Source organism: Cumulibacter manganitolerans, from assembly GCF_009602465.1.
Classification (GTDB): domain Bacteria; phylum Actinomycetota; class Actinomycetes; order Mycobacteriales; family Antricoccaceae; genus Cumulibacter; species Cumulibacter manganitolerans.
This window is the reverse complement of the sequence record NZ_WBKP01000023.1, coordinates 28769-52223: the sequence shown is the minus strand read 5'-3', so window position 1 is coordinate 52223 and position 23455 is coordinate 28769. Positions and strand designations below refer to the sequence as shown.

27 protein-coding genes are annotated in these 23455 nt (G+C 71.2%); 13 read left to right on the top strand and 14 right to left on the bottom strand.

Features of this window, described 5'->3' with window-relative positions; all coding sequences use genetic code 11:
• The coding region (locus tag F8A92_RS10220; protein ID WP_194291441.1) for a transposase at nucleotides 1-165 on the top strand (165 nt) is incomplete at its 5' end.
• A gap of 267 nt (nucleotides 166-432) precedes the next feature.
• Here the strand turns inward: F8A92_RS10220 and hpt are convergent.
• The 3 genes from hpt to F8A92_RS10205 are packed head-to-tail and all read right to left on the bottom strand — an operon-like array spanning nucleotide 433 to nucleotide 3172.
• The gene (gene hpt / locus F8A92_RS10215; protein ID WP_153505056.1) at nucleotides 433-972 is read right to left on the bottom strand and encodes a hypoxanthine phosphoribosyltransferase; all 540 of its coding nucleotides are present in this window, start codon (nucleotides 970-972) and stop codon (nucleotides 433-435) included.
• A 10-nt stretch (nucleotides 973-982) separates the two neighbouring features.
• Nucleotides 983-1957 carry a tRNA lysidine(34) synthetase TilS gene (gene tilS, locus F8A92_RS10210; RefSeq protein WP_153505055.1) on the bottom strand — a complete coding sequence of 325 codons (975 nt, stop codon included), beginning with the start codon at nucleotides 1955-1957 and terminating at the stop codon, nucleotides 983-985.
• Nucleotides 1958-1963: 6 nt separating this feature from the next.
• On the bottom strand, nucleotides 1964-3172 hold the full coding sequence (locus F8A92_RS10205) for a zinc-dependent metalloprotease (RefSeq protein WP_153505054.1): 1209 nt from the start codon (nucleotides 3170-3172) through the stop codon (nucleotides 1964-1966).
• 173 nt (nucleotides 3173-3345) lie between these two features.
• Here F8A92_RS10205 and F8A92_RS10200 point away from each other — a divergent pair, with 173 nt between their 5' ends.
• A complete protein-coding gene (locus tag F8A92_RS10200; protein WP_153505053.1) occupies nucleotides 3346-3897 on the top strand; it encodes a YceI family protein in 552 nt (183 codons plus the stop codon).
• Between the two features lie 84 nt (nucleotides 3898-3981).
• Here the strand turns inward: F8A92_RS10200 and dacB are convergent, their stop codons facing one another.
• The gene (gene dacB, locus F8A92_RS10195) at nucleotides 3982-5223 is read right to left on the bottom strand and encodes a D-alanyl-D-alanine carboxypeptidase/D-alanyl-D-alanine endopeptidase (protein WP_194291440.1); all 1242 of its coding nucleotides are present in this window, start codon (nucleotides 5221-5223) and stop codon (nucleotides 3982-3984) included.
• A gap of 293 nt (nucleotides 5224-5516) precedes the next feature.
• Here dacB and F8A92_RS10190 point away from each other — a divergent pair, with 293 nt between their 5' ends.
• The 4 genes from F8A92_RS10190 (at nucleotide 5517) to F8A92_RS10175 (ending at nucleotide 7682) form a co-directional block, all read left to right on the top strand.
• Nucleotides 5517-6005, top strand: coding sequence for an inorganic diphosphatase (locus F8A92_RS10190; RefSeq protein WP_153505051.1), 489 nt, complete (start codon nucleotides 5517-5519; stop codon nucleotides 6003-6005).
• Nucleotides 6006-6041: 36 nt separating this feature from the next.
• Complete coding sequence (locus tag F8A92_RS10185) at nucleotides 6042-6440, top strand: hypothetical protein (RefSeq protein WP_153505050.1); 399 nt, start codon at nucleotides 6042-6044, stop codon at nucleotides 6438-6440.
• 10 nt (nucleotides 6441-6450) lie between these two features.
• Nucleotides 6451-6837, top strand: coding sequence for a DUF3817 domain-containing protein (locus tag F8A92_RS10180; protein ID WP_228389347.1), 387 nt, complete (start codon nucleotides 6451-6453; stop codon nucleotides 6835-6837).
• Between the two features lie 152 nt (nucleotides 6838-6989).
• Nucleotides 6990-7682, top strand: a complete 693-nt coding sequence (locus F8A92_RS10175; protein ID WP_153505049.1) for a VOC family protein — start codon at nucleotides 6990-6992, stop codon at nucleotides 7680-7682.
• A gap of 182 nt (nucleotides 7683-7864) precedes the next feature.
• Here F8A92_RS10175 and F8A92_RS10170 read toward each other — a convergent pair whose 3' ends face one another.
• Genes F8A92_RS10170 through F8A92_RS10160 form a run of 3 tightly spaced genes read right to left on the bottom strand, consistent with a single transcriptional unit; the run spans nucleotide 7865 to nucleotide 10327 of the window.
• Nucleotides 7865-9079: an amidohydrolase gene (locus tag F8A92_RS10170; RefSeq protein ID WP_153505048.1), complete on the bottom strand. Its 1215-nt coding sequence runs from the start codon at nucleotides 9077-9079 to the stop codon at nucleotides 7865-7867.
• A 34-nt stretch (nucleotides 9080-9113) separates the two neighbouring features.
• On the bottom strand, nucleotides 9114-9629 hold the full coding sequence (locus F8A92_RS10165) for an amino-acid N-acetyltransferase (RefSeq protein ID WP_153505047.1): 516 nt from the start codon (nucleotides 9627-9629) through the stop codon (nucleotides 9114-9116).
• Between the two features lie 20 nt (nucleotides 9630-9649).
• Nucleotides 9650-10327 (bottom strand): hypothetical protein, encoded by a 678-nt coding sequence (locus F8A92_RS10160; protein WP_153505046.1) that lies wholly within the window; start codon nucleotides 10325-10327, stop codon nucleotides 9650-9652.
• A 103-nt stretch (nucleotides 10328-10430) separates the two neighbouring features.
• Here F8A92_RS10160 and F8A92_RS10155 point away from each other — a divergent pair, with 103 nt between their 5' ends.
• Nucleotides 10431-11714, top strand: a complete 1284-nt coding sequence (locus F8A92_RS10155) for an SLC13 family permease (RefSeq protein ID WP_153505045.1) — start codon at nucleotides 10431-10433, stop codon at nucleotides 11712-11714.
• 17 nt (nucleotides 11715-11731) lie between these two features.
• Here F8A92_RS10155 and F8A92_RS10150 read toward each other — a convergent pair whose 3' ends face one another.
• The 3 genes from F8A92_RS10150 to F8A92_RS10140 all read right to left on the bottom strand — a co-directional run bounded on the left by F8A92_RS10150 (nucleotide 11732) and on the right by F8A92_RS10140 (nucleotide 13274).
• The gene (locus F8A92_RS10150; protein WP_153505044.1) at nucleotides 11732-11890 is read right to left on the bottom strand and encodes a hypothetical protein; all 159 of its coding nucleotides are present in this window, start codon (nucleotides 11888-11890) and stop codon (nucleotides 11732-11734) included.
• A 131-nt stretch (nucleotides 11891-12021) separates the two neighbouring features.
• Nucleotides 12022-12732, bottom strand: coding sequence for a VOC family protein (locus F8A92_RS10145; RefSeq protein WP_153505043.1), 711 nt, complete (start codon nucleotides 12730-12732; stop codon nucleotides 12022-12024).
• Nucleotides 12733-12779: 47 nt separating this feature from the next.
• The gene (locus tag F8A92_RS10140; RefSeq protein WP_153505042.1) at nucleotides 12780-13274 is read right to left on the bottom strand and encodes a MarR family winged helix-turn-helix transcriptional regulator; all 495 of its coding nucleotides are present in this window, start codon (nucleotides 13272-13274) and stop codon (nucleotides 12780-12782) included.
• A 115-nt stretch (nucleotides 13275-13389) separates the two neighbouring features.
• Between F8A92_RS10140 and F8A92_RS10135 the strand changes: the two genes are divergently transcribed.
• Together F8A92_RS10135 and F8A92_RS10130 are read left to right on the top strand one after the other, a co-directional pair.
• Nucleotides 13390-13851, top strand: coding sequence for a GNAT family N-acetyltransferase (locus tag F8A92_RS10135; RefSeq protein WP_153505041.1), 462 nt, complete (start codon nucleotides 13390-13392; stop codon nucleotides 13849-13851).
• A gap of 47 nt (nucleotides 13852-13898) precedes the next feature.
• The gene (locus F8A92_RS10130; protein ID WP_153505040.1) at nucleotides 13899-14303 is read left to right on the top strand and encodes a PaaI family thioesterase; all 405 of its coding nucleotides are present in this window, start codon (nucleotides 13899-13901) and stop codon (nucleotides 14301-14303) included.
• Nucleotides 14304-14321: 18 nt separating this feature from the next.
• On the opposite strand, the gene F8A92_RS10125 is transcribed toward F8A92_RS10130, so the two are convergent.
• Both F8A92_RS10125 and F8A92_RS10120 read right to left on the bottom strand, forming a co-directional pair.
• Complete coding sequence (locus F8A92_RS10125; RefSeq protein WP_153505039.1) at nucleotides 14322-15347, bottom strand: cation diffusion facilitator family transporter; 1026 nt, start codon at nucleotides 15345-15347, stop codon at nucleotides 14322-14324.
• A complete protein-coding gene (locus tag F8A92_RS10120; protein ID WP_153505038.1) occupies nucleotides 15344-15700 on the bottom strand; it encodes an ArsR/SmtB family transcription factor in 357 nt (118 codons plus the stop codon). The genes F8A92_RS10125 and F8A92_RS10120 overlap by 4 nt, the downstream gene beginning before the upstream one ends.
• A gap of 149 nt (nucleotides 15701-15849) precedes the next feature.
• On the opposite strand from F8A92_RS10120, the gene F8A92_RS10115 reads away from it, so the two are divergent.
• The gene (locus F8A92_RS10115) at nucleotides 15850-17172 is read left to right on the top strand and encodes a polysaccharide deacetylase family protein (RefSeq protein WP_153505037.1); all 1323 of its coding nucleotides are present in this window, start codon (nucleotides 15850-15852) and stop codon (nucleotides 17170-17172) included.
• Between the two features lie 48 nt (nucleotides 17173-17220).
• Here F8A92_RS10115 and F8A92_RS10110 read toward each other — a convergent pair whose 3' ends face one another.
• Nucleotides 17221-18255 (bottom strand): glycosyltransferase family 4 protein, encoded by a 1035-nt coding sequence (locus F8A92_RS10110; protein ID WP_153505036.1) that lies wholly within the window; start codon nucleotides 18253-18255, stop codon nucleotides 17221-17223.
• A gap of 277 nt (nucleotides 18256-18532) precedes the next feature.
• Between F8A92_RS10110 and F8A92_RS10105 the strand changes: the two genes are divergently transcribed.
• Complete coding sequence (locus tag F8A92_RS10105) at nucleotides 18533-18976, top strand: RrF2 family transcriptional regulator (RefSeq protein WP_153505035.1); 444 nt, start codon at nucleotides 18533-18535, stop codon at nucleotides 18974-18976.
• 44 nt (nucleotides 18977-19020) lie between these two features.
• Nucleotides 19021-20238 carry a globin domain-containing protein gene (locus tag F8A92_RS10100; RefSeq protein ID WP_153505034.1) on the top strand — a complete coding sequence of 406 codons (1218 nt, stop codon included), beginning with the start codon at nucleotides 19021-19023 and terminating at the stop codon, nucleotides 20236-20238.
• A gap of 166 nt (nucleotides 20239-20404) precedes the next feature.
• On the opposite strand, the gene F8A92_RS10095 is transcribed toward F8A92_RS10100, so the two are convergent.
• On the bottom strand, nucleotides 20405-21691 hold the full coding sequence (locus F8A92_RS10095; protein ID WP_153505033.1) for an acyl-CoA dehydrogenase family protein: 1287 nt from the start codon (nucleotides 21689-21691) through the stop codon (nucleotides 20405-20407).
• A gap of 211 nt (nucleotides 21692-21902) precedes the next feature.
• Here F8A92_RS10095 and F8A92_RS10090 point away from each other — a divergent pair, with 211 nt between their 5' ends.
• The gene (locus F8A92_RS10090) at nucleotides 21903-23384 is read left to right on the top strand and encodes an MFS transporter (protein ID WP_228389346.1); all 1482 of its coding nucleotides are present in this window, start codon (nucleotides 21903-21905) and stop codon (nucleotides 23382-23384) included.
• The last annotated feature ends 71 nt before the right edge of the window (nucleotides 23385-23455 follow it).

The following is a 23455-nucleotide window of genomic DNA, read 5'->3' as shown; positions in this document are numbered from 1 at the left end:
GAGCACCCGGCTCGCCGCTGGGAACCCAAACGGCTACGTTTCCGAGTCTTTGCCGTGGCCGGGCGCATCATCCGCAGCGGCAGACGAAGACGTCTACGCCTGCCCCGCGACTGGCCCTGGAACCACCTCATCGATACCGGTTGGAACGCGATCCGGACCGCTTGAACAGCCAGACCCCCGCCAACCAGGAACACGGAGAACCGGCGAACGCCAACGCCGGCGATCACCCACGCCCGCCGCCACCACCCGGCCAGCCCGGCCACACCGACAGGCCAGCCGCCCCTCGTGAAACATCGAGGTTAGCGGCTCCGCTCGCTCGACGACCGTGAAGGGGGCGACCTCGACGACCGTGAAGGGGGCGAGTTCGACGACCGTGAAGGGGGCGACCTCGACGACGGTGAGGGGGCGACACCGCGAACCGCGCGGGCGAGGCTAGCTGTAGACCTCGGGCTTGAGGACGCCGATGTAGGGCAGGTCGCGGTAGCGCTCGGCGTAGTCGAGGCCGTAGCCGACGACGAACTCGTTGGGGATGTCGAACCCGACGTACTTCACGTCGACCGGCACCTTGACCGCCTCGGGCTTGCGCAGCAGCGTCACGACCTCGATCGAGGCGGGGTTGCGAGCGCCGAGGTTCTTCAGCAGCCACGACAGGGTGAGCCCGGAGTCGATGATGTCCTCCACGACGAGCACGTGCTTGCCGGAGATGTCCTTGTCGAGGTCCTTCAGGATGCGCACGATGCCCGAGGACGACGTCGACGAGCCGTACGACGACACCGCCATGAACTCCAGCTGCACCGGAAGCGGGAGGGCGCGGGCGAAGTCGCTCATGAACATGACCGCGCCCTTGAGGACGCCGACCAGCAGGACCTCCTTGCCCTCGTAGTCCTGGGCGATGAGCTCCGCGAGCTCGACGGTCTTGGCCTGGATCTCGTCCTCGGAGATGACGGTCTTCTCGATCTCGGCGTCGTACACCTGGGAATCCTCAGCGTTGGGGAGCTCGGGGGGCCGCCCGGCCGGCACTGTCGGCGGGCGCATGTCGAATCCTCCCACGCTCGCGGACGACGCGGCTACCGCCCGGCAGGTAAACCGGTCCCTGGCCGTGATAGCGCGCGATGAGCGCGTCGACGGCCTCGACGTGCGCGGCCGCGGTGAACCCGCCGAGCCGCGCGTCGAGCCACCGCTTGACCACGGCGCGGCGGGTCGGGTCGCTGAAGCGGGCCAGCTGCCGCGGATCGAGCTCGGCACCCAGCAGCGCGCAGATGGCGTCGGCGTCCGCCTCGAGGTCGGTCTCGCGCAGCTGCTCGGCGGTGCGCGCCAGCGCGCCGGCGACTCCCCCGCCCAGGATGTCCTCGAGCAGCGGCAGCGCCTCGGTGCGCAGCCGGACCCGCGTGAACCGCGGGTCGGCGTTGTGCGGGTCGTCCCACGCGGCGATCCCGAGCGCCGCGCAGTAGTCGCGCGTCTGCGCCCGCCGCACACCGAGCAACGGCCGCCCCCACGGCGGGTCGTACGCCGCCATGCCCCGCAACGACCGCGGGCCGGAGCCGCGCCCGAGCCCGAGCAGCACGGTCTCGGCCTGGTCGTCGAGGGTGTGGCCGAGCAGTACGTCGCCGTGCCGCGCGACGGAGAGGGCGCCGTATCGCGCCGCGCGGGCGGCCCCCTCCGGACCGCCGGCGATTCCGACGTCGACCCCGATCGCGCGGGCGGTCACGCAGCCGGCCGCGGCCATCCAGTCGCGGACGTCGGCCGCGCGCTGCGCCGACCCGTCCTGCAACCCGTGGTCGATCGTCACCCCGTGCACGACGACGTCGTCCCGCGCCTCGAACAACACCGCGCTGCACAGCGCCAGCGAATCGGCCCCGCCGCTGACCGCGACGGTGACCTCCGGCTGCGGATGCCCCGCCAGCCAGTGCCGCGCGGCGCGCCGGACCGCGGCGACCGCCGGAGGTGGACCGACCACGGCCGGCTACTCCTCGACTCGCCGCTCGATGATGATCTCGGAGTCGCCGGCCGGTTCGTCGCTCATCGCGATGTGCTCCCGCTCGCGCGGCACGCTGTAGTGCCGCGTCGTGTTGCCGTGCTCGTCGGTCACCTCGGTGGTCGCCTCGATACGACCGTTGGGCCGCACGCGGGCGATCCACGCGGCCGGGTCGGCGAGCTCGGCGCGTGACGGCAGCGTGTCCGGTGACGTCCAGACCCGGTTGAAGCCGGCCATGCCGACCTGCTGGACGACGCCGTCGACGAACCTGCGCCCGTCGGCGTACTGCCGCATCTTGGCGTCGAGGCCGAGCAGCCGGCGCAGCAGCCGGTCGAGCGGCGAGCGGCCCCGCCGACGCTGCGTGAACTTGCGGCGGATCACCGCGACCGAGGGGATGACGTCTGGCCCGACCTCGTCCATCACGTACTCGGCGTGGCCCTCCAGCAGGCTCATCGCGGCGGTCATCCGGTCGAGCACGGCGCGCTGCTCGGGTGACTGCACGAGCGCGAGGATGCCACGCGGCGCATCCTCGTCCCCGCCGTCCGCGACGCGGGTCTTGATGGACGCCGCGATCTGCTTGAGCTGGTCACGCATCGAGTCGGCATCGAGGTTCGAGACCTCCACGAACTCGGCGATCAGCCCGCGCATGTAGTCCTCGAGCCACGGATTGGCGGTGAACTGCAGCCGATGCGTCACCTCGTGGATGCACACCCACAGCCGGAAGTCGGAGGCGTCGACGTCCATCTTCCGCTCGGCGTCGACGACGTTGGGCGCCACCAGCAGCAGCCGGCCGCCGTCCCTCCCGAACACGTCGTACTGGCCCAGCACGCGGCTGGACATGAAGGCCAGCAGGGCGCCCGCCTCGCTGCCGGTCACCCGGCTGCCGATGGCGCGCCCGATCCGGGTGGAGTTCGAGCTCCTGGTGATCTTCTCGATCAGCGGGCTCATCAAGGCGCCGAGCGACTGCGCGTTGACGTCGATCCAGCCGGCGCGATCGACCACGACGGTGGGCGCGTCGTACGCCGGATGCCGGATGCCGGTGACCTCGCTGACGTACGCCTCAGCCCGGGCGGCCGCCGTCTCCAGTTCGGCGACCGCGGCCCGCGCGACCGCCAGGTCGACCCGGGGTCCCGGCTGCACCATCCGCTTCGCCGCTCGGGCGGCGACGCCCCAGTCGATGAACACCTCAGAAGTCATGAGCGCCACGGTACCCGCGCGCCCTGAGCGCCCACCGCTTGTGAGCTGCAGCACGATCCGGGTGCTCCACCCGATTGGTAGTTGACAGTTCAACCAAACTAGTTGTAAATTCAACTTGTAGCCAGGAAGCGGCACCCGAGCCGCTGGTTCACCACAGACCGAAGGAGCCCCGCATGACCACCGCCCAGACCCTCAGCATCACCCCCGGTGTCTACAACATCGACACGACCCACTCGCACGTCGGCTTCAGCGTCCGTCACATGATGGTCAGCAAGGTTCGCGGCGTCTTCAAGGAGTTCTCCGGCGCGATCACCGTCGCCGAGAACATCGAGGACTCGACCGTCCAGGCCTCGATCGTCGCCTCGTCGGTCGACACCGGCAACTCGCAGCGCGACGGCCACCTGCAGAGCGCCGACTTCTTCGACGCCGCCAGCCACCAGACCCTGGAGTTCCGCTCCACCAAGGTCACCGCGGACGGCGGCGACTGGAAGGTCACCGGCGATCTCACCGTCAACGGCGTCACCCGCCCGGTCGTGCTGGACGTCACCTTCGGCGGCGCCGGCAGCGACGGCCAGGGCGGCCAGAAGGCCGGCTTCGAGGCCAAGACCGAGATCAACCGCAAGGACTTCAACGTCAACTTCAACGCGCCCATGGAGGGCGGCGGCGTCGTCGTCGGCGACAAGATCGCCATCAGCCTCGACATCGAGGCCGACCTCGCCAAGTAGGCATCGCAGTCTCGAAAGGGCCGGGAGCGCACGTTCCCGGCCCTTCGTGCGTCCGGGCGGGGCCACGGCCGGCGGGGTGAGCGCCTATCGGCAGCCGCACCCGGCGATCGCCGCGGCGATCTTGTCGAGCGCGGCACGCACGGCCTCGGTGCCGCCGCCACCGTTGGAGACGAACGAGTAGACCAGGACGCGCCCGTCCGCCGTGAGCACGGTGCCGGCCAGCGAGGAGACGCCGGTGAGCGTGCCGGTCTTGCCGCGCACCCGGCCGGCGCCGGACGCCGAGGCCCCGTCGTACCGGGCGGCCAGGGTGCCGTTGTAGCCGGCGACCGCCAGCGCCGAGTCCACCACGTCCAGGTGCTCCTGCTTGCCGCTGGTCGCCACGGCCAGCACCGACGCGATCGAGCGCGCCGACGTCCGGTCCAGCTGCGACAGGCCGCTCGCGTCGTGCCCCTGGTAGCCGGTGAGGTCGACGCCCATCTCCTGCATCACGGCCGAGATCGCGGTGACCGCACCCGCGAACGTGGTCGGCTGGCCCACCTTCTGGGCGACCAGTCGGCCGAGGCACTCGGCGAGCACGTTGTCCGAATGCACGATCGCCTGCTCGATCAGCTGCTCGATCGGGGCCGACCGCACGGTCGCGACCGGCTTGGCGGCGGCGTCCACCGTGCCGCGGACCACCTGGGCCTGCGGGCTGCCGAGGTCCGCGGCCAGCAACGAGGCGGCGTGCAGATCCGGCTCGCCGTACCGCATCGAGTGGTCGTCGGCCGGATTGGTGCGTCCGCCGTCGGCCATGAACGGGTAGATCGGCGCGGCGTACGTCGAGGGTGCGTCGCCGGTGCCCCAGCCCTCGGCCGTCGGCGCGCCCTGGAAGATCGCGTTGTCGACGGTGATCTTGGTGACCTGCGTGACGCCCGCGGCCTTGACCGCCGCGGCCAGCTCGGCGATGGTCGCGGCGCCGGGGTTGAGCACCGACTGCGGCCGGCTGCTGAGCGTCGGGTCGCCGCCGGCCACGATGGTGATCTCGGTCGGGTTGGGCCCCTGGGCCACCGTCGTCGTCAGCCGCATGCCGGGGTCGAGGACGGCGGCCGCGGCCGCCACGGTGTACAGCTTCATCGTCGAGCCGGGCTGCATCGGGGCGTCCGAGCCCCGGTCCAGCAGCACCTCGCCGGTGGCCGGGTCGAGCACCTGCGCCGCGAGCTGCCCGAGGACCCCGTTGCTCATCGGGCCGGCGAGCGCGGCCTGCACGCCTGCCGCGGTGGGCGTCGGCGCGTGCGGATCCAGGTCCGACAGCGCCGGCGCGGGCGCGGGATTGGCCGGGAGTGACACAGTCGGCGCGGACTGGCTGCCCGAACCGCCGCGCGCGCTGTCAGAATCAGTAGGTCCAACGAGTGCGGCGACGCCGACCACTCCGCCGATGCCGACCGCAGCGGCCAGCAGCACCGCGCCCACGCTCCCGAGCGCGCGCCGTGCCGCGGCGCCTCTACCCGGCCTCGGGGAAACGGTGTCGGTCATCGTCGTCCTGCGCTTCGTCGGTCGTCACGGCAGCAACCAGACTACGGGCCACCGGGTGCCGCCCGGCGAAAGCCGAGCCCCACCGGCCAGCCAGGAGATGAATCACAGTGGAGTACGACGTCCTCATCGAGATCCCGAAGGGCTCGCGCAACAAGTACGAGGTCGATCACGAGACCGGGAAGGTCGCGCTCGATCGGTACCTGTACACCTCGATGGCCTACCCGACGGACTACGGCTACTTCGTGGACACCCTCGCGGACGACGGTGACCCGCTCGACGCTCTCGTGCTGCTGCCGGAGCCGGTGTTCCCCGGCTGCTACCTGAAGGTTCGCCCGGTCGGCATGTACAAGATGGTCGACGAGGCCGGCGGCGACGACAAGGTGCTGTGCGTGCTCGCCGGCGACCCGCGCTGGGAGCACATCCAGGACCTCGGCGACGTGTCGACCTACGAGCTGGACGCGATCAAGCACTTCTTCGAGCACTACAAGGACCTCGAGCCGGGCAAGCACGTGCAGGGCTCGGACTGGGTCGGTCGCGACGAGGCGCTCAAGGTCATCGAGAGCTCGGTCGAGGCCTTCGGCAAGGCCGGGCACTAGGACCACCCGGACCGGGCGGTTACGTACCCTGGAGGGGTGCGCCGCATTCTCACCCCCGGATGGATCGCCTGGCACCTGTTCGTGCTGCTGGCGGCGACCGGGTGCATCTGGGCGTTCCAGTGGCAGCTCGGCAAGGCCGAGTCGAGCATCGGCGACTGGCAGAACTGGCTGTACGCCATCCAGTGGCCCGGATTCGCGCTCATGGGGCTGTGGGGCTGGGGCAAGTCGATCTGGCTGGCCTACCACCCGCCCGGGGCCGACGTCCCGCCGCTGCTGCACGACGACCCCGACCCGGGTCGGGTAGTGCACGACGTCCGGCCCAAGGCGATCACCACGGCGCCGCACTACGAGGAATACCCGGACGTCGCCGATCCCGAGCTGGAAGCCTACAACGCCCGGCTGAAGGACCTCAACGAGCGAGCCACCAACCCCTAGGAAGATCTGCGTGACCGAACAGACCGACAAGCTCACCGCCAAGCGGGAGGCCCTGCGGGCCAAGCGCGCGGCCACCCCCGAGGGCAAGACCCGCACGCTGCTGCGCAACTACCGCATCGCGGCCTGGGTCGTCGGCGTACCGCTGGCCCTGCTGTTCCTGGTCGCGATGCCCATCAAGTACTTCGGCGACGACGGCACGCCGGTGACCGTCATCGGCATCGCGCACGGCTGGCTGTACATGGCCTACATCGCCTGCGCCGTCCTGCTCGCGGTGCACCGCCGCTGGTCGCTCGGGCGCACCGTGCTGGTCGTTCTCGGCGGGACCATCCCGCTGGTGTCGTTCTGGACCGAGCACGTCGTGCACAAGAAGGTCGCCGCCGGCGAGCCCGGCTGGTAGCCACCCGACAAACCGTCACGTCAGAGGGCCGCTGTCCATCCTTCATGGACAACGGCCCTGTCGGCTGTCGTTTTCCGGGGCGCATGGGAGATGATCTGGCTGACGACGGTCGGCAGACGGCAACCGTCGGCTGCCCAGGAATGGAGCGAGACGTGAGGCTGGCCAAGCAGAGCATGGACGTGGGGCTCTACTCCAACCGGCGCGACGAGCAGCTGGCGTTCTGGCGGGACCTCGTGGGGCTCGAGTACGACCACCTGGGCAAGCTGGGCGGCGGCGTCCAGCAGCATCGCCATCACATGAACGGCTCGATCCTCAAGATGAACCACGCGCGTGATCCGCTCCCGGACACCGCGCCGTCCGGGATCATCGGGCTGCAGATCGCGCGGGACGGCGTCCTGGACCCTCGGCCGCTGGTGGACCCGGACGGCGACCGGGTGACGCTCGTGCCGCCCGGCCACGACGGGGTCACCGGCATCGCCATCGAGCTGCGCGTCGGCGACCCCGATCAGCACGACCGGTTCTGGACCGAGGTCATGCAGCTCGAGCGCCTCGCGTTCGGCCGCTACCGCTGCGGGACGACGCTTATCGTCCTCGCCGAGCAGGGGCCCGTCGCGCCGCCGACCGAGGCGATCGGTCCCGGGTACCGCTACACGACGGTGCAGGTGCACGACTGCGTCGCGGAGTACGAGGGGATCCTGGCCCGCGGCGGCCAGTCGGCCGGCGCGCCCCGGGTGCTGGGCGACACCGTGCGCTTCGCGTTCGTCGCCGATCCCGACGGCAACAGGATCGAGATCAGCGAGCGGGCCAGCCTCACCGGCCGGGCCCTGACCGACCCCGCCGGCTAGCGCTGCGCGCCCGGCCGCCCTTCCAGTGTCGGTCGGGCCGCCGGGACATCGGGCCCTCCTCACAACGTCGCGATTCTGCGCGCCGGGTCGTTCGGGACGAGCAGCCGCCCGCACAGGTGACGTTTTCCGGAGGGCCGGGAGGGCGGACGGCGACTAGGCAGGTTCTGCGGCGGCGTCCGAGGTCAACGCAGGTTCTCGAACTGCGGGGCGACCCGGCGCTCCCCCTCGGCGTACTCGTAGACCAGGCGCCCGTCGATGACCGTCTGCACGCAGCGCGACATCACGTCCAGCGGATCGCCGTCCCAGATCGCCAGGTCGGCGTCCTTGCCGGCCTCCAGCGAGCCGACGCGATCCGCCAGGTCGAGCATCTCGGCGGGGTTGATGGTGACCGTCTTCAGCGCCTCGTCACGGTCGAGGCCCTCCTTGACCGCGAGCGCCACCTGGTAGATCAGGAACTCGATCGGGACGACGGGATGGTCGGTGATGATCGCGATCTTCACGCCGGCGCGCACCAGGTGGCCCGGGTTCTCCAGCGAGCGCCGCCGCAGCTCGACCTTGGAACGCGTCGTGAACAGCGGCCCGATGACGACCGGGATCTCGCGCTCGGCGATGTACGAGGCGATCAGATGCGCCTCGGTACCGTGGTTTATCACGAGCCGGTAGCCGAACTCGTCGGCGAGCCGGATCGCGGTCGCGATGTCGTCCACCCGGTGGCAGTGCTGGCACCACGGGATCTCGCCGTTGAGCACCCGAGCCAGCGGCTCCTTCGCGAGGTCGCGCGGCGTGTTCTGGTCGCGGCTGCGGGCGGCGGCGTACTCGCGCGCGCCGTTGAGCGCCTCCCGGATGACGGTCGCGACGCCGAGCCGCGTCGACGGGAGCACCTTCTTGTCGCCGTACACCCGCTTGGGGTTCTCGCCGAGGGCCGACTTGATCGAGCACGGCTCCTTCAGCACCATCTCGTCGACGATGCGGCCCCACACCTTGATGGCCACGGTCTGCCCGCCGATCGGGTTGCCGGAGCCGGGCTTGATGACCGCCGTCGTGACGCCACCGGCGAGCGCGTCGCGGAAGCCCTGGTCGTCGATGTTGATCGCGTCGAGCGCCCGCAGGCGCGCGCCGTTCGGGTCGGTCAACTCGTTGGTGTCCTCGCCGGCCCAGCCCTCGGCCTCCTCGGACACGCCGAGGTGCGCGTGCGCCTCGACCAGCCCCGGCGTGATCCAGCTGCCGGCGACGTCGATCCGCTCGACGTCCTGCGGGACGTCGACCTCGGTGCCCACCGCGGCGATCTTCCCGTCACGGACGACGACCGTGCCCGCCTCGACGACGTCGCCGGTCATGGTGAGCACCCGCCCACCGACGAGAGCGAAGTCCTGCTTCTGTCCGAGCCTCAGTGCCATCTTCGATTCCTCTCGTCGGCGACGCGCAGGTCGTCTACAGGGTGAGCAGCATGCGTGAGTTGCCCAGGGTATTGGGCTTGACCCTCGCGAGGTCGAGGAACTCGGCGACGCCGTCGTCGTGCGAGTGCAGCAGCTCGAGGTAGACGTCCGGCGTCACCGGCGTCCCCTCGATCTCGGTGAAGCCGTGCTTCTCGAAGAACGCCACCTCGAAGGTCAGGCAGAACACCCGCTGCACCCCGATGTCGCGGGCGTCGCTCACCAGCTGGTCGAGCAGCGCGTGCCCGACCCGGTGCCCGCGGTAGCGCTGATCCACCGCGAGGGTGCGGACCTCCGCCAGGTCCTCCCACATGACGTGCAGCGCACCCACGCCGGCGACCTCGCCGTCGACCTCCGCCAGCCGGAACTCCTGCAGACCCTCGTAGTACGCCACGTTCTCCTTCGCCAGCAGGATCCGGTTCTCGACGTACGGCTCGATGATCTCGCGGATCCGTCGCACGTCCTTCGTGCGCGCGCGACGGAGGGTGACGGTCGGATAGGTGTCGCTGGTCATGACCCCATCTTGCTCTCCGGTCACAGCAGCGATGCGAGGACCACGACTGCCAGGCCGCCGCCCATCATCACCAGCGGTCCCCAGCGCTGCATGAAGCGCGGCTCGGGGTCGGGGAAGCGCACGTCCTGCCCCGTCAACGGGTCCCGGATCGGATGCGCGTTGTGGTAGGCCAGGTACCGCGCCACATAGGCCATCGCGCCGAGCCCCAGCCCGAGCCCGAGCACCGCCGGCAGGACGGCGCCCACCGACAGCAGCGTGGGTGTCGCCGCGTTGCTCAGGAACACCCACACGAGCATCAGCACGATCGCGGAGCCCAGCACCGCCATGCTCGAGTAGCGCCGAAACGCCCACAGCAGGGCCGGTATGCCGGCGATCACGAGCACCCAGGACAGCAGTCCTCCGACCGTGAGGTCGTACGGTCGGCCGGCCTTCATCGCCCGCAGGGCGTCGATGAGCATGAACGCGCCGACGACGTGCGCCGCGCCGGCGAGCGCCTCCGCGAGGTTGGCGACCCGCCCGCGGTAGGGCAACGCGGCGGCGTACGCCTGCGGGTCGCCCAGGGCGCCCTTCGGCGTCTTGCCCTCGGCCCGGGCCTTCGCGTACGCCGCCGCCAGCTCGGTGCTGATCTCGTCGTTGGAGGCGCGGGTCCGCCGCATGGCCGCGACGAAGCCGTCGCGCCAGGAGTCCTCGTTGTCCACCGTTCCATCCTGCCGCACGGCAACCCGTCGGCCCGGATGCGTCTTGGTGGCGGCCGGACGCCGCATGCGGTAGGAAGGCACGAGCCCTGCACGGAAGAGGACGATGACAGCGGACCTGGTGGCGATCGCGATCCTGGTGGTCGTGTTCGCGGTGGCGGCGATACGCAAGGTCCATCTCGGTGTGGTCGCGCTCGCCGCCGCCACCGGCGTGGGGCTCTGGCTGGCGGACCTGCCGCTCGACGACATCATCGCGGGCTTCCCGGTCGGGATCTTCCTCCTGCTGGTCGGCGTCACCTACTTCTTCGGCATCGCCCAGGTGAACGGCACCATCGACACGCTGGTCGAGAAGGCGCTGCAGAAGGTGGGCACCCAAGCCGTCCTGATCCCGTTCGTGTTCTTCTTCCTCACCATGGGCGTCTCCGCGATGGGCTCGGCGCTGGCCGGGCTGGTGATGGCGCCGGTCGGGATGCCGCTGGCCAGGCGGTTCCGGATCGACCCGATGCTGATGGCGCTGGCCATCGGCTGCGGCCTGAGCGCCGGCGGCTTCGCGCCGACCAGCCTGTTCGGCATCGTCACCTACGGCACCGCTCGCGACAACGGGATCGCGCTGTCCCCCGTCGTGCCGTTCGCGGTCGCGCTGGTGGTCAACCTGCTGCTGCTCGGCCTGGCGTTCCTGCTGTTCGGCGGCCGGGCCCTGCTGCGGTCACGCGGCCCCGGCGCACGGCAGCGTCTCGTCGAGGAGTCCGTGCCGGACGACGCCACGACGGACCGGCGGCTGGCTCCCATCCATTGGGTGACGATCGCCTTCATGGTGTTGCTGGTCGCCGTCGTGGTCGTGCTGTCGCTGACCGGCCACGAGCCGGAGATCGGCACCCTGTGCTTCGCGTTCGCCGCCGTCCTGGCGCTGCTGCGTCCTCTCGACACCAAGCGCGCGATCGCCCAGGTGGACTGGTCGACCGCGCTGCTCGTGGGCGGCATCGTGACCTACATCGGCGTCCTGCGGTCGATGGGCGCGCTCGACACCCTCGGCGAGCTCGCCGCGCGGGTCCACGCGCCGTTGGTCGGAGCCGTGCTGATCCTGATGGTCGGCGCGCTGATGTCGGCGTTCGTGTCGACGACCGGGATCCTGGCCTCGCTGGTGCCGCTGGCGATCCCGATCGTGGCGTCCGGAGCGGTGCCGGGCTGGGCGCTGATCGCGGCCCTCGGCGTGTGCTCGTCGCTGGTGGACGTCTCGCCGTTCTCCACGGTCGGCGCCACGCTCACGGCGACGTCGGACGCCGACGACCGCGCTCGGGTGACGCGGCTGCTGACCCGCTGGGGCATGTCGATGGTGGTGATCGGCCCCGTGCTGCTCATGCTCACCCTGGTCGTTCCCGCCGGCATGTAGCGGGCCACGGGGAATCCCTAGCGGATGGCACTGCTCCGGACGGCGGCGCGCGCGATGAGGGTCTCCGCGGCGCGGCGGCGTGCCGCGCGGCGTCCCTGGGTGCGCTCGATCTGCTCGATGTCGGCCGTGGCGCCCAGCTGGGCCAGGCGCGATCCAAGCATGGTCGTGATGTCCATTGAAAAACAGCTCCGTTGGCAGTGCGGGAAGTCAGGCGCGGTAGCGCACCTGGCACCTATCCATTGTCGCCGCTTTCGCTACCAGCGGGTACGTTCCAAGCCCCCCGGGCAGCAGATCACAGTGAGCCCGCTTACGGGACGACGCTGACGGTGGTCCCGACCAGCACGTCGCTGCGCGCGGCGCCGTCCGCGGACCGCAGATCCAGGGCCGCGACGCCCTCTCCGCGTCCGTCGGTGACCGGCACGAACCGGATCACTCCCTCGTCGAGCTCGATCCGCGGCTCGCCGTCGCTGACGGTGACGCCGCGGTCCAGCACCTGCCCCCAGCGGGCGGCCATCGCCTCCGGGTCGTCGGCCTGGATCGCCACTCCCACGATGTCGGTCACCACGTCGTCGCGGACGTGCTCACGCCACGACGGGCCGGCCCAGCCCCAGTCCGCCCAGCTGTCGGCCTGGTCGACGGAGAGGATCGCGCCGCCGACGTCCTTCGGGTGCAGGTGCAGCCCGGCGATGCCGTCTCCGGCGGGCTCGGAGACGATCCGGATACCGAGGTCGTCGAACCGGCGGCGCAGCGCCGGCAGGTCGTCCACCTGGAGGATCACCATGTAGCCGCCGTCGCCGCCGCGCTTGTCCAGCAGCCGGCCGGCGGTGGTGCCCTCCTGCTGCGGGGAGACCACCTCGAGCAGCTTGTCGCCGATCGCGAACAGCGCGTTGTGCAGACCGTACGTGCCCACACCGGGGTCCCGGAAGCACAGCTCGACGCCGAGCCGGTCGGTGATCTGCCGCTCCGCGGCCTCGAGGTTCGCCGCGACGAGCGCGACCTGACGAAGTCGGATCTTCATGCCCGCACGTTAGCGCGATCGTCCGCGCACGTCACCTGCGCGCACGGTCAGGAGGGGTCGTGGCGGTGGTACATCGGGGTCAGCCTGCCATCGGGGTCGAGGCGCTGGAGGATCGCCTCGCCGATCTCGCGCAGCTGGTCGATCTGCCGGGAGCTGAGGGCGTCGATGACGTCGTGCCGGACGGCCGCGACATGGCCGGGCGCGGTAGCCAGCACCTTCTCCCACCCCTCGTCGGTCAGCCGGGCGTTGGTGACCCGGCCGTCGGTGGGGCACGGGAATCGGGCGACCAGCCCGCGCTTCTCCAGCCGCTGCACCACGTGCGAGAGCCGCGGCGCGGTCGCGTTGGTCTGCGCGGCCAGGTCGGTCATCCGCAGCGTGCGGTCGGGCGCCTCGGAGAGCATCGCCAGCACGTAGTACTCGAAGTTCGTCAGGCCGGCGTCCCGCCGCAGCTGGGCATCGAGGCGGCCGGGCAGCAACTCGAGGACGGCGACCAGCCGCACCCATGCCCGCAGCTCATCGGTGGTCAGCCAGTTCGTCGCCATCCTTCGAGTCTTCCCCACACTGCTTGTAATGACAACTAACTCGGTAGAGCGCGCGGCCGCGACCGACGGGCCGCTGTCGTAGTCTGAGCCGACGTACCGAGCGGAGGCCGCCGTCATGACCGCACCGTCCGTCCTCGTCCGACCCGCCGGGCTCACCGACGAGCAGCGCTGGAGCGAGCTGTTCACTGCCTACCGGGCCTTCTACCGGCTGCCGCCGGACGAGGACGTCGTCCGCCGCGTGTGGTCCTGGGTGGCCGACCCGGCGCACGAGGTCTCGGCGCTCGTCGCGGAGGTCGACGGCACGGTCGTCGGGATCGCCGACTACCGGCGCTTCGCCCGGCCGTCGACCGGCACCACCGGGCTGTGGCTCGACGACCTGTTCACCGACCCGGCCGCCCGCGGGCACGGCGTCGGGCGGGCGCTGATCACGACGCTGCAGGAGATGGCCGCCGCCGACGGGCTCAGCGTCGTCCGCTGGATCACCGCCGCGGACAACGCGACGGCGCAGGCGCTGTACGACGCGATCGCCACCCGCACGACGTGGGTCACCTACGACGCCCCGCCGGTCTCCCGCTGAGCGGGCCCGGTTGTCACCGGCCCCCGCCGGCCGGAATACTCCTGGTCATGGACGAGAAGGCGACCGAGTACATCCGTTCCCAGATGCCGTTGTGCGGCACCCTCGGCATGCGGGCGATAGAGCTGTCTCCGGCGAAGGTGGTGCTCGAGATGGACTGGGCCGCCGAGCTGTGCACCGCGAACGGGCTGCTGCACGGTGGGGCGCTGATGGCCCTCGCCGATGCCAGCGGCGGCGCCTGCGCAGCGGCCAACCTGCCCGAGGGCGCGGTCGGCACGTCGACCATCGAGTCGAAGACGAACTTCCTCGGCGCGGTCAAGGGTGGCACCGTCGCGGCGACGACCACGCCGCTGCACGTGGGCGGCTCGACGATCGTCGTCGAGACCGAGCTGCGGTGCGGCGAGAAGCTCGTCGGCAAGACCACGCAGACCCAGACGGTGCTGCGCCCCCGCTGAGCCGCGTCGCGAGTCGCGTCAGCGCACCGGGTGGGCCCCCGCGGGGCTGACGTGGATCAGCACGCCGGTCAGCCGCGGCACCTCCCGGCGCAGCCGGTCCTCGATGTCGTGGGCGATCCGATGGGCGTCCGCGACGGGCAGGTCGGCGGCGACGGTCACCTCGGCGTCCAGGTGCAAGGCGTGGCCGATCCACCTCAGGCGCAGCGCCCCCGCCTCCTCGGCGCCGTCGGTGCCCAGGATCAGCGCCCGCGCGCGCCGCACCAGCGCCGGGTCCACGGCGTCCATCAGCCGCGCGCCGACCTGCGCGAGCGCCGAGCGCAGCACGCCGAGGATGGCGACCGCGATGAGCAGGCCGACCACCGGATCGGCCCACGGCAGCCCGAGGGCGACGCCCCCGGCGCCCACGACGACCGCGAGGGACGTGAACCCGTCGGTTCGAGCGTGCAGGCCGTCCGCGACGAGCGCCGCCGAGCCGATCTGCCGCCCGACCCGGATCCGGTAGCGGGCGACCAGCTCGTTGCCCGCGAAGCCGATCACGCCGGCCGCGGCGACGGCCGGCAGGTAGGAGACCTCCTGCGGATCGATCAGGCGGTCGATCGCCTGCCAGCCGGCCAGCACGCTGGACAGCGCGATCATCGCGACCACGAACAGCCCGGCCAGGTCCTCGGCACGCCCGTAGCCGTAGGTGAACCGGTCGTTCGCGGGGCGCCGCGCCAGGCGGAAGGCGATCAGCAGCGGCAGCGCCGTGGCGGCGTCCGCCACGTTGTGCAAGGTGTCCCCGAGCAGCGCGACGGAGCCGGTGAACGCCACGACGACGCCCTGCAGGAGCGCGGTGACGGCCAGCGCGGCGAGGCTGATCCACAGCGCGCGGCGTCCTCGCGCGTTCGCCTCCAGGGCCTCGTCGACCTGCTCGGCCGCGTCGTGCGAGTGGCCTCCGAGCAGCGCGGAGCCGAGATGCCGCAGCCGCGACAGGATGCCGTCGTGGTGGTCGTGACCGTGCGGGTCGTCCCCCGGGTGGCCGGCGTGCCGATGCACGCCGCTCACGACGCGGTGCCCTTGGGCCGGTGGTGGGCCGGGACGTCGTCCAGCAGGTGCTCGACGTGCCCGATCGTGTCGATCACGAGCTGGCGCACATGGCCGTTCTCCACCCGGTACAGCACCGAGGTGCCGCGCTTGCGGGTCTCGACCATCCGGGCCATCCGCATCTTCGCCAGGTGCTGGGACACCGCGGGCCCGGGCTTGCCGAGCGCCGTCGCGAGCTCGGAGACGGCTCGCTCCTCATCGAGCAGCAGCCCGGCGATCTGCAGGCGGGTCGGGTCGGCGAGCATCCGCAGGACCTCGACGGCGAGGGTCACCACGTCGTCCGACCACACGGGCGGCTGCGTATCTGCGTGCATGCGCATACAGTACCGGAGTCGCGTCGTCACAGCGTCCACAAAGGTTCGCACGCGCCGATCGACTGCGCCGAGTTTCGCGCGACCCGCTCGTAAGGTCGGTGGCGATCCGGGCGCCGCACTGCCCGGGCGCCTGCACGAACGGTGGCCCCATGCTTCCTCTACGGCCCCAACGCCGCTCCTCGACCGCAGCGTTGATCATCGCCGCCATCCTGCTGCTCGCGGCCGCGTGCACGACCAATGCCCCTCGGGTCGCGGCCGGCACGTCGGCCACAGCCGCGCCGTCCACGGCCGACCCGGCCGCCGGACTGGTCGCCAAGGCCGCGCGGCAGGCGGCCCAGTACGACTACGACGCCGCCATCGCGACGCTGTCCGCCGGCGGCAGCGCCGCGGCGAAGAAGGAGCTCGCCGCCGTCCAGGCCGCGAAGGCACAAGCGGTGACGTGGCGGGACAACAGCACGATCCCGCACCTCTTCTATCACTCGCTGATCGTCGACCCGGCCCGCGCATTCGGCGCCGGGACCCAAGGCGTCGGCTTCAACCAGTACATGGTGACGGTCTCCGAGTTCACCAAGCAGCTGCAGCAGATGTACGACAAGGGATGGGTCATGGTGCATCCCGAACGCATCGCCGCCCCCGGGCCCGACGGAGCGATGGCCGCCCAGCCGATCGTCCTGGCGCCCGGCAAGAAGCCGTTCGTGCTGAGCATCGACGACGTCAACTACTACGAGTTCATGTCCGGCAAGGGGTTCGCGACGAACCTCGTAGTCAAGGGCGACGGCCGAGTGGTCAACACGTACACGAACGCCGCGGGCGCCACGACCGAGGGCAGCTACGACGTCATGCCGATCGTCGACGACTTCGTCCGCGAGCACCCCGACTTCGCCTACCGCGGCGACAAGGGATCGATCGCCGTCACCGGATACAACGGCGTCCTGGGCTACCGCTCCAGCGTGCAGACCTACGGCGACACGCAGAGCACCAAGTCCGCGCAGCAGAAGGCCAAGACCGCGGCGGACGCGCTGAAGAACGAGGGCTGGAACTTCGCGTCGCACTCCTGGGGCCACATCAACATGACCACGCAGAGCCTGGCCCGGATCACCGACGACGCGCAGCGGTGGGACGCCGAGGTGCGGCCGATCGTCGGCGACACGCGCGAGCTGGTCTTCCCGTTCGGCGCCGACCTCGCCGGCATCGAGCACTACGGGCCCGGGAACGCGAAGTTCAGCTACCTGCACGACGCGGAGAAGTTCACGTACTACTTCGGCGTCAACGGCGCGACGCTCCACTGGATGCAGCTCGATCCGTCCATCGTGCGGCAGGCGCGGATCAACGTCGACGGGATCTCGATGCAGCGGGTGCTCGACGGGAAGAAGAGCCCGCTGCCGGAGTTCTTCGACGTGCAGTCGACCATCGATCCGAAGCGTCCGCTTCCGGTGCCGTCCAGCGGCGGCCCGAAGGCCGGCGGCGGCTGACGGACCGGCCCTCGGGGCGTCCCCGGTGCGTCGCCAGGGCGCCGCCGGTCATCCGCTGAGCGCCGAGGCGACGATCCGCGCGGTGGCCTCCCACCCCGGCAGCCGCATCCGATCGCGCAACGCGCCCGCGCGCCACCGCCCTCGCTGATCGGCGTCCTCGAGCCAACCGCGCAGCGCGGCCGCGAGCGCTGCGTCGTCCCCGGGCGGGAACGTCCCCCCGGGCCCTTGCGCCTCGACCGCACCGGTGCCGCTCGCCACGATCGACGGGATGCCGCGAGCCAGCGCCTCGGCGACCACCATCCCGTAGGTCTCGAACCACGAGGTGTGCACCAGCAGGTCGGCGCCGTCCCACACGTCGTCGAGGGCCGCGCCGGTCCGCGGCCCGAGCAGCCGGATGCGCCCGGCCAGCCCCGCGTCGTCGATCCGCCGCCGCACCTGCTGCGTCAGCATCGGGTGCGCCGCGTCCGGGCCCACGATCAGCGCCGTCCACTCCAGGGCGCGCAGCCGCGCGAGCGCGGCCACGAAGGTCAGCGGGTCCTTGGTCGGCGTGAGGCTGCCGAGCCACAGCAGCGTCGGGGCCCGGCCGCGGGCGACCGAGCCGGGAGCCGGCGCGGCGGCATCGACGCCCGGCGGCGCGACGACCGCGTCGTCCCGCCCGTATCTCCTCGCCACCTCGGCGGCGGCCCAGCCACTGGTGACGACGACCGCGCCGGAAGTGGCCACCGCGTCGGCCTCGGTCACCGCGAGCCGGGCGCGGTCGGGCGCCGGCAGCGCCGGGTCGTCGGCCGGGAAGTAGTGCATGAGCAGGGTGACCCGCGCGCCCGCGGCGACCGCGGCCTTGATCGCGTCCGGCGCGGCCGAGCCGACGATGTTGTTCAGCAGCCAGTTCCGCTCGGCACCGAGCACGGCGTCGAGCCGCCGCCGGTCGTCGGGGCCCGGAAGCGGCCACGGCCCCGTGACGGCGTACTCACGTAGCGGGACCCCAAGCCGGTGCAGCCCGGCGACCAGCTCCTCGTCGTACCGGTTTCCGCCGCTCGGGACGTCGCTGCGCCACCGCGCGAATCCCGTCGGTGGTGTACGCATCGGTGTCCCCCGGTCTCGCTCGTGGCCTCACGCTATGCCGCCGTGGCCGGCCAGTGGTGGCCACTTCGTACGCCGCTGCCCGCCAAAACGACGAGCGAGAGCCGCGCTGTGCCCTCCGGGCGGTCCAATCACCTCTCGGCCGACGTTTTGTCGGACGTCGAGGACACCGGCGCGACGCACGGCACGGTCCGCGGCCGACGTCGGCGAGCGCCCGCGGTGTCCGACCACACACTGGCTTTAATTGTCATCTCAGATACCAAATAAGTACCCTGACATCGTGCAGCTAGCCGTGTTCACCGACCTCGCGCTCCGGATCGTGATGCGCCTCGCCGTCCTCGGCGACGAGGAGTCGATCACGACCGCCACGCTGTCCGAGCAGCTGAAGGTCCGTTACAGCCACGCCGCCAAGGTGGTCGCCGCCCTGCGCAAGCTGGGCGTCGTCGACACCCGCCGGGGCCGCGCCGGCGGGCTGTGGCTCACCGACGAGGGCAAGCAGGCCTCCGTGGGCAGCATCGTGCGCGAGCTCGAGGGCGACCGCGAGGTCGTCGACTGCGACGGCGTCAACCCGTGCCCCCTGCGTGGCGGCTGCCGGCTGCGCTCGGCCCTTCGCAAGGCGCAGGAGGCGTTCTTCGCCAGCCTCGACGCCATCCAGGTCAGCGATCTGGTCGCCGCGCCCACCCGCACCGTGCTGCTCACGCTGTCCCCGACCCCCACTTCTTAGCAGCGAGGATTTCGCTGCAGGGCACCCCGACGAAAGGACACCTCGTGCTCTCTCCCGAATCGACCCAGATCGTCAAGGCCACGCTGCCGGTCATCGGCGCCGCGATCGACGACATCACGCCGATCTTCTACAGCCGGATGTTCGCCGCGCACCCCGAGCTCCAGCGCGACCTGTTCAACCGCGGCAACCAGGCGCAGGGCACGCAGCAGCGCGCGCTCGCCGCGTCCATCGCCGCGTACGCCACGCTGCTGGTCGACCCGAGCGCGCCGGACCCGCGTGAGGTGCTCTCGCGGATCGCGCACAAGCACGCGTCGCTGGGCATCCGCCCGGACCAGTACCCGATCGTCCACGAGCACCTGTTCGCCGCCATCGTCGAGGTGCTCGGTGACGCGGTGACGCCGGAGGTCGCCGCGGCGTGGAACGAGGTCTACTGGAACATGGCCGAGACGCTCATCGACATCGAGCGCGAGCTGTACGCCGAGGCCGGGGTCGAGGTCGGCGACGTCTGGCGGCGGCTCGTCGTCCGCCGCCGTACCCAGGAGTCGCCGGACACGGTCGCCTTCACGATGGCCAGCCCGGACGGCACGCCGCTCCCGCGGCCGCGGCCGGGCCAGTACGTCTCGGTCGCCGTGGTGCTGCCCGACGGCGCGCACCAGATCCGGCAGTACAGCATCACCCGAGTGGACGACGCCGACGCGATCGGCTTCTCGGTCAAGCGCGTGACCGAGACGCTGACCCCCGACGGCGTCGCCCCGGCCGGCGAGGTGTCGAACTACCTGCACGACAACGTCTTCGAGGGCGACCTCGTCGAGGTCTCGGCGCCGTTCGGCGAGCTCACGCTGACCGAGTCCGACGCGCCGCTGATGCTGATCTCGGCCGGCATCGGCGTCACCCCGATGATCGGGTTCCTGAACCACCTCAGCCGCACCAACTCCACCCGGCAGGTGCAGGTGCTGCACGCGGACCGCACGCCGGCCCGGCACGCCCACCGTTCCGAGCTCAAGGAGCTCGTCGCGGCACTGCCCGGCGCCAGCCTGCACCGGTGGTACGAGAGCCTCGGCACCCGCGAGGCGCACGAGTACCTGCGGACCGGGCTGATCGACCTCGAGAAGATCGACCTGCCGGACGACGCGGACATCTACCTCTGCGGACCGCTGCCGTTCATGGGGACCGTCCGCAGCACGCTGCGCCGGCGCGGCGTACCGGAGGACCAGATCCACTACGAGATCTTCGGCCCGAGCCAGGAGCTCGAGTGGGTCTAGCCGCCGGTCGCGGCGGCCGCGCGGATTGACGGCTTCGGTCGCCGCTTCCCTGGTACAGCCGCCAAAACGACAGACGAGAGGCGCCTTGCCCACCCCGGGTGGACAAGGCGCCTCTCGCTCGTCGATCTCCGGGCAGCGGCGAGACCGCCGCCCGGGCCGGACGCCGCTACGGGCGCATCACCGGGACCTCGTCGTCGGAGGAGGTCTTGTTCTTCGAGCCGAGCATCGGGTTGATGCGGAAGGTCCCGTCGTGCTTGAGGATCTCGCGGCGCGCGATGGTCATCTTGTGCACCTCGTCCGGGCCGTCGGCGATCCGCAGGGTGCGCATGCTCGCGTACATCTCCGCCAGCGGGGCGAACTGGGTGACGCCGGCGGCGCCGAAGACCTGGATGGCGTCGTCGATGATCTTCAGGGCCATCCGCGGGACGGCGACCTTGATCCCGGAGATCTCGGTGGCGGCGGCCTTGTTGCCGACGGTGTCCATCAGGTGCGCGGTGCGCAGCACGTACTCGCGGTGCATGTCGATGTTGATGCGCGCCTCGGCGATCCAGTCCTGCACGACGCCCTTGTGGGCCACCAGGTTGCCGAACGTCTCGCGCTCCAGGGAGCGCTTGACCATCAGCTCCAGCGCGCGCTCGGCGACGCCGATCGACCGCATGCAGTGGTGGATGCGGCCGGGGCCGAGGCGGGCCTGGGAGATGGCGAAGCCGCTGCCCTCCTCGCCGAGCAGGTTCTCGGCCGGGACGCGGACGTTCTCGTAGTGCACCTCCGGGTGCCCACCGCCGTGGTCGTAGCCGAACACGTGCGGCTGGCGGCCCATCGAGACGCCGGGGGTGTCCTTCGGGACGACGATCATCGACTGCTGCAGGTGGCGCGGCGCCGACGGGTCGGTCTTGCCCATCACGACCAGCACCTTGCAGTTGTCGCGCATGGCGCCCGAGGAGAACCACTTCGTGCCGTTGAGGACGTACTCGTTGCCATCGCGCTCGATGCGCAGGCCGATGTTGGTGGCGTCGGACGAAGCGACCGCCGGCTCGGTCATCGAGAACGCCGAGCGGATCTCGCCCTCCAGCAGCGGATCGAGCCAGTCGCGCTTCACGCGCTCCGAGCCGTACAGGTTGAGGATCTCCATGTTGCCGGTGTCCGGCGCCGCGCAGTTGAGCGCCTGGGAGGCGAAGCCGACCTTGCCGAGCTCCTCGGAGATGGGGGCGTAGTCCACGTTCGACAGCTTGGTGCCGGGCGCCGACGGGTCCAGGTGCGGGATGAACAGGTTCCACAGGCCGCGGTCGCGGGCCGCCTGCTTCATGTCATCGAGCATCGCGGGGAAGCCGCTGTGGCCGAGGCGCTCCGCCTCCTCGTGGTACTCGTCCACCTTCGGGTAGATGAACTCGTCCATGTAGGACTTGACCTTCTCGAGCAGGTCCCGGCCCTGCTGGGTGAACTCGTACGTCATCAACAATCTCCTAGCAGCGCTGGCGCGAACGGTGGTGCGGGTCACTCTCACCATAAACGGCGCGCTCGCGGCGCTTCACCCGGCTCTCACGGCGCGAGACGCTGCCCGGGTGCCGTCCGCGCACCGGGCCGCGCCGCGGCCGGGCGGCCCGTCCGGGACGTCGGCGTACGATCCGAGCGTCGGCACCGGAGACGATGAGGCGTTTGATGTGGTGAGCACGCAGGAGACGGCGGGGCCGGCCGCACGCATGACCGGTGAGCAGCGCAAGCTGCTGGTCGCGATCCTCGTCCCGCTGTTCATGTCGCTGCTGAGCATCTCGATCGTCAACGTCACGCTGCCGACCATGCAGACCTCGCTCCGCGCGTCCGACCAGGCGATCCAGTGGGTGCTCTCGGGCTACACGCTCGCCTTCGGCGTGGTGATGGTGGCGGCCGGTCGGGCCGGGGACCTGTACGGGCGCGGGCGGCTGTTCATGGGCGGCCTCGTCGTGTTCGGCCTCGGCTCGCTGCTGTCCGGTCTGGCGCCCGATCCCGTGGTGCTCAACCTCGCCCGGGTCCTAATGGGGCTCGGCTCCGGTCTGCTCAGCCCGCAGGGCGTCGGGATGATCCAGCAGTTCTTCTCCGGCAAGGCGCGCGGCATCGCGTTCGGGATGTTCGGCAGCGTCGTCGGCGTCTCGGTCGCGATCGGGCCGGTGCTCGGCGGCGTGCTGGTGCTGGGCTTCGGCGACCAGTGGGGCTGGCGGACGGCGATGCTCATCAACGTCCCGATCGCGGCGATCGCGATGGTCGTCGGCCGGATCTGGATGCCATCCGCCGCCTGGACCGGGCCGGCGGCGGCCGATCGCGCGCAGACCGGCCCGCGCCCCAAGGTCGACCTCGACCCGGTCGGCGTCGCGCTGCTCGGCGTGGCGATCCTGTTCATCATGCTGCCGTTCCTCGAGCGCAGCATCGGACCGGCGATCTACGTGCTGCTCGTGGTAGGAGCCGCGTTGATCGTCGTGTGGGTGCGCTGGGAACGGCGGTACGCCGCCCGCGGCGGCGCGCCGATGGTCGACCTGCAGCTGTTCCGCACGCCCAGCTTCGCCTACGGCTCCACGCTGGCGGGCGTGTTCTTCATGGGCCTGACCAGCGTGTGGGTGGTCAGCGCGCTGTACCTGCAGAACGGCCTCGGCTTCAGTGCGCTGGCGAGCGGCCTGATGGGCGTGCCGTCGGCGGTCTTCTCGGCGATCGTCCCGCAGATCACCGGGCGCATCGTGTTCACCTACGGCCGCAAGCTGGTCGTCGCCGGAATCGGCGTGGCCCTGATCGGCGTGGTGGCCTCGATCGGCATCGTGCTCGCGCACGAGTCGCACGGCATCAGCCCGTGGTGGCTGATGCTGACCTTGTCGTTCATCGGCATCTCGCAGGGCATGGTCATCAGCCCCAACCAGGCGCTCACTCTCGCCGAGGTGCCCGTCGAGTACGCCGGAAGCTCCGGCGGCATCATGTCGACCGGCCAGCGCGTCGGCACGGCCATCGGCATCGCGATCATCACCGCCGCGTTCTTCGTCGCGCTCGACCGCGGGTACGACACGGCCTTCATCGCGGCGTACGGCGCGATCGGGGTGTTCATCGCCCTCGCCGGCGTGGTCGGCCTGATCGATCTGGCCAGCGGCCGCGCCCGCCGTCGCGTCGCGCAGCGCGAGCCGGCCTGAGCGACCGGTCGTGCTCTTGGCTGTCGCTCAGCCTCGTTAACTAGCGTCAGGTGATACGGGCGGCACGTCGA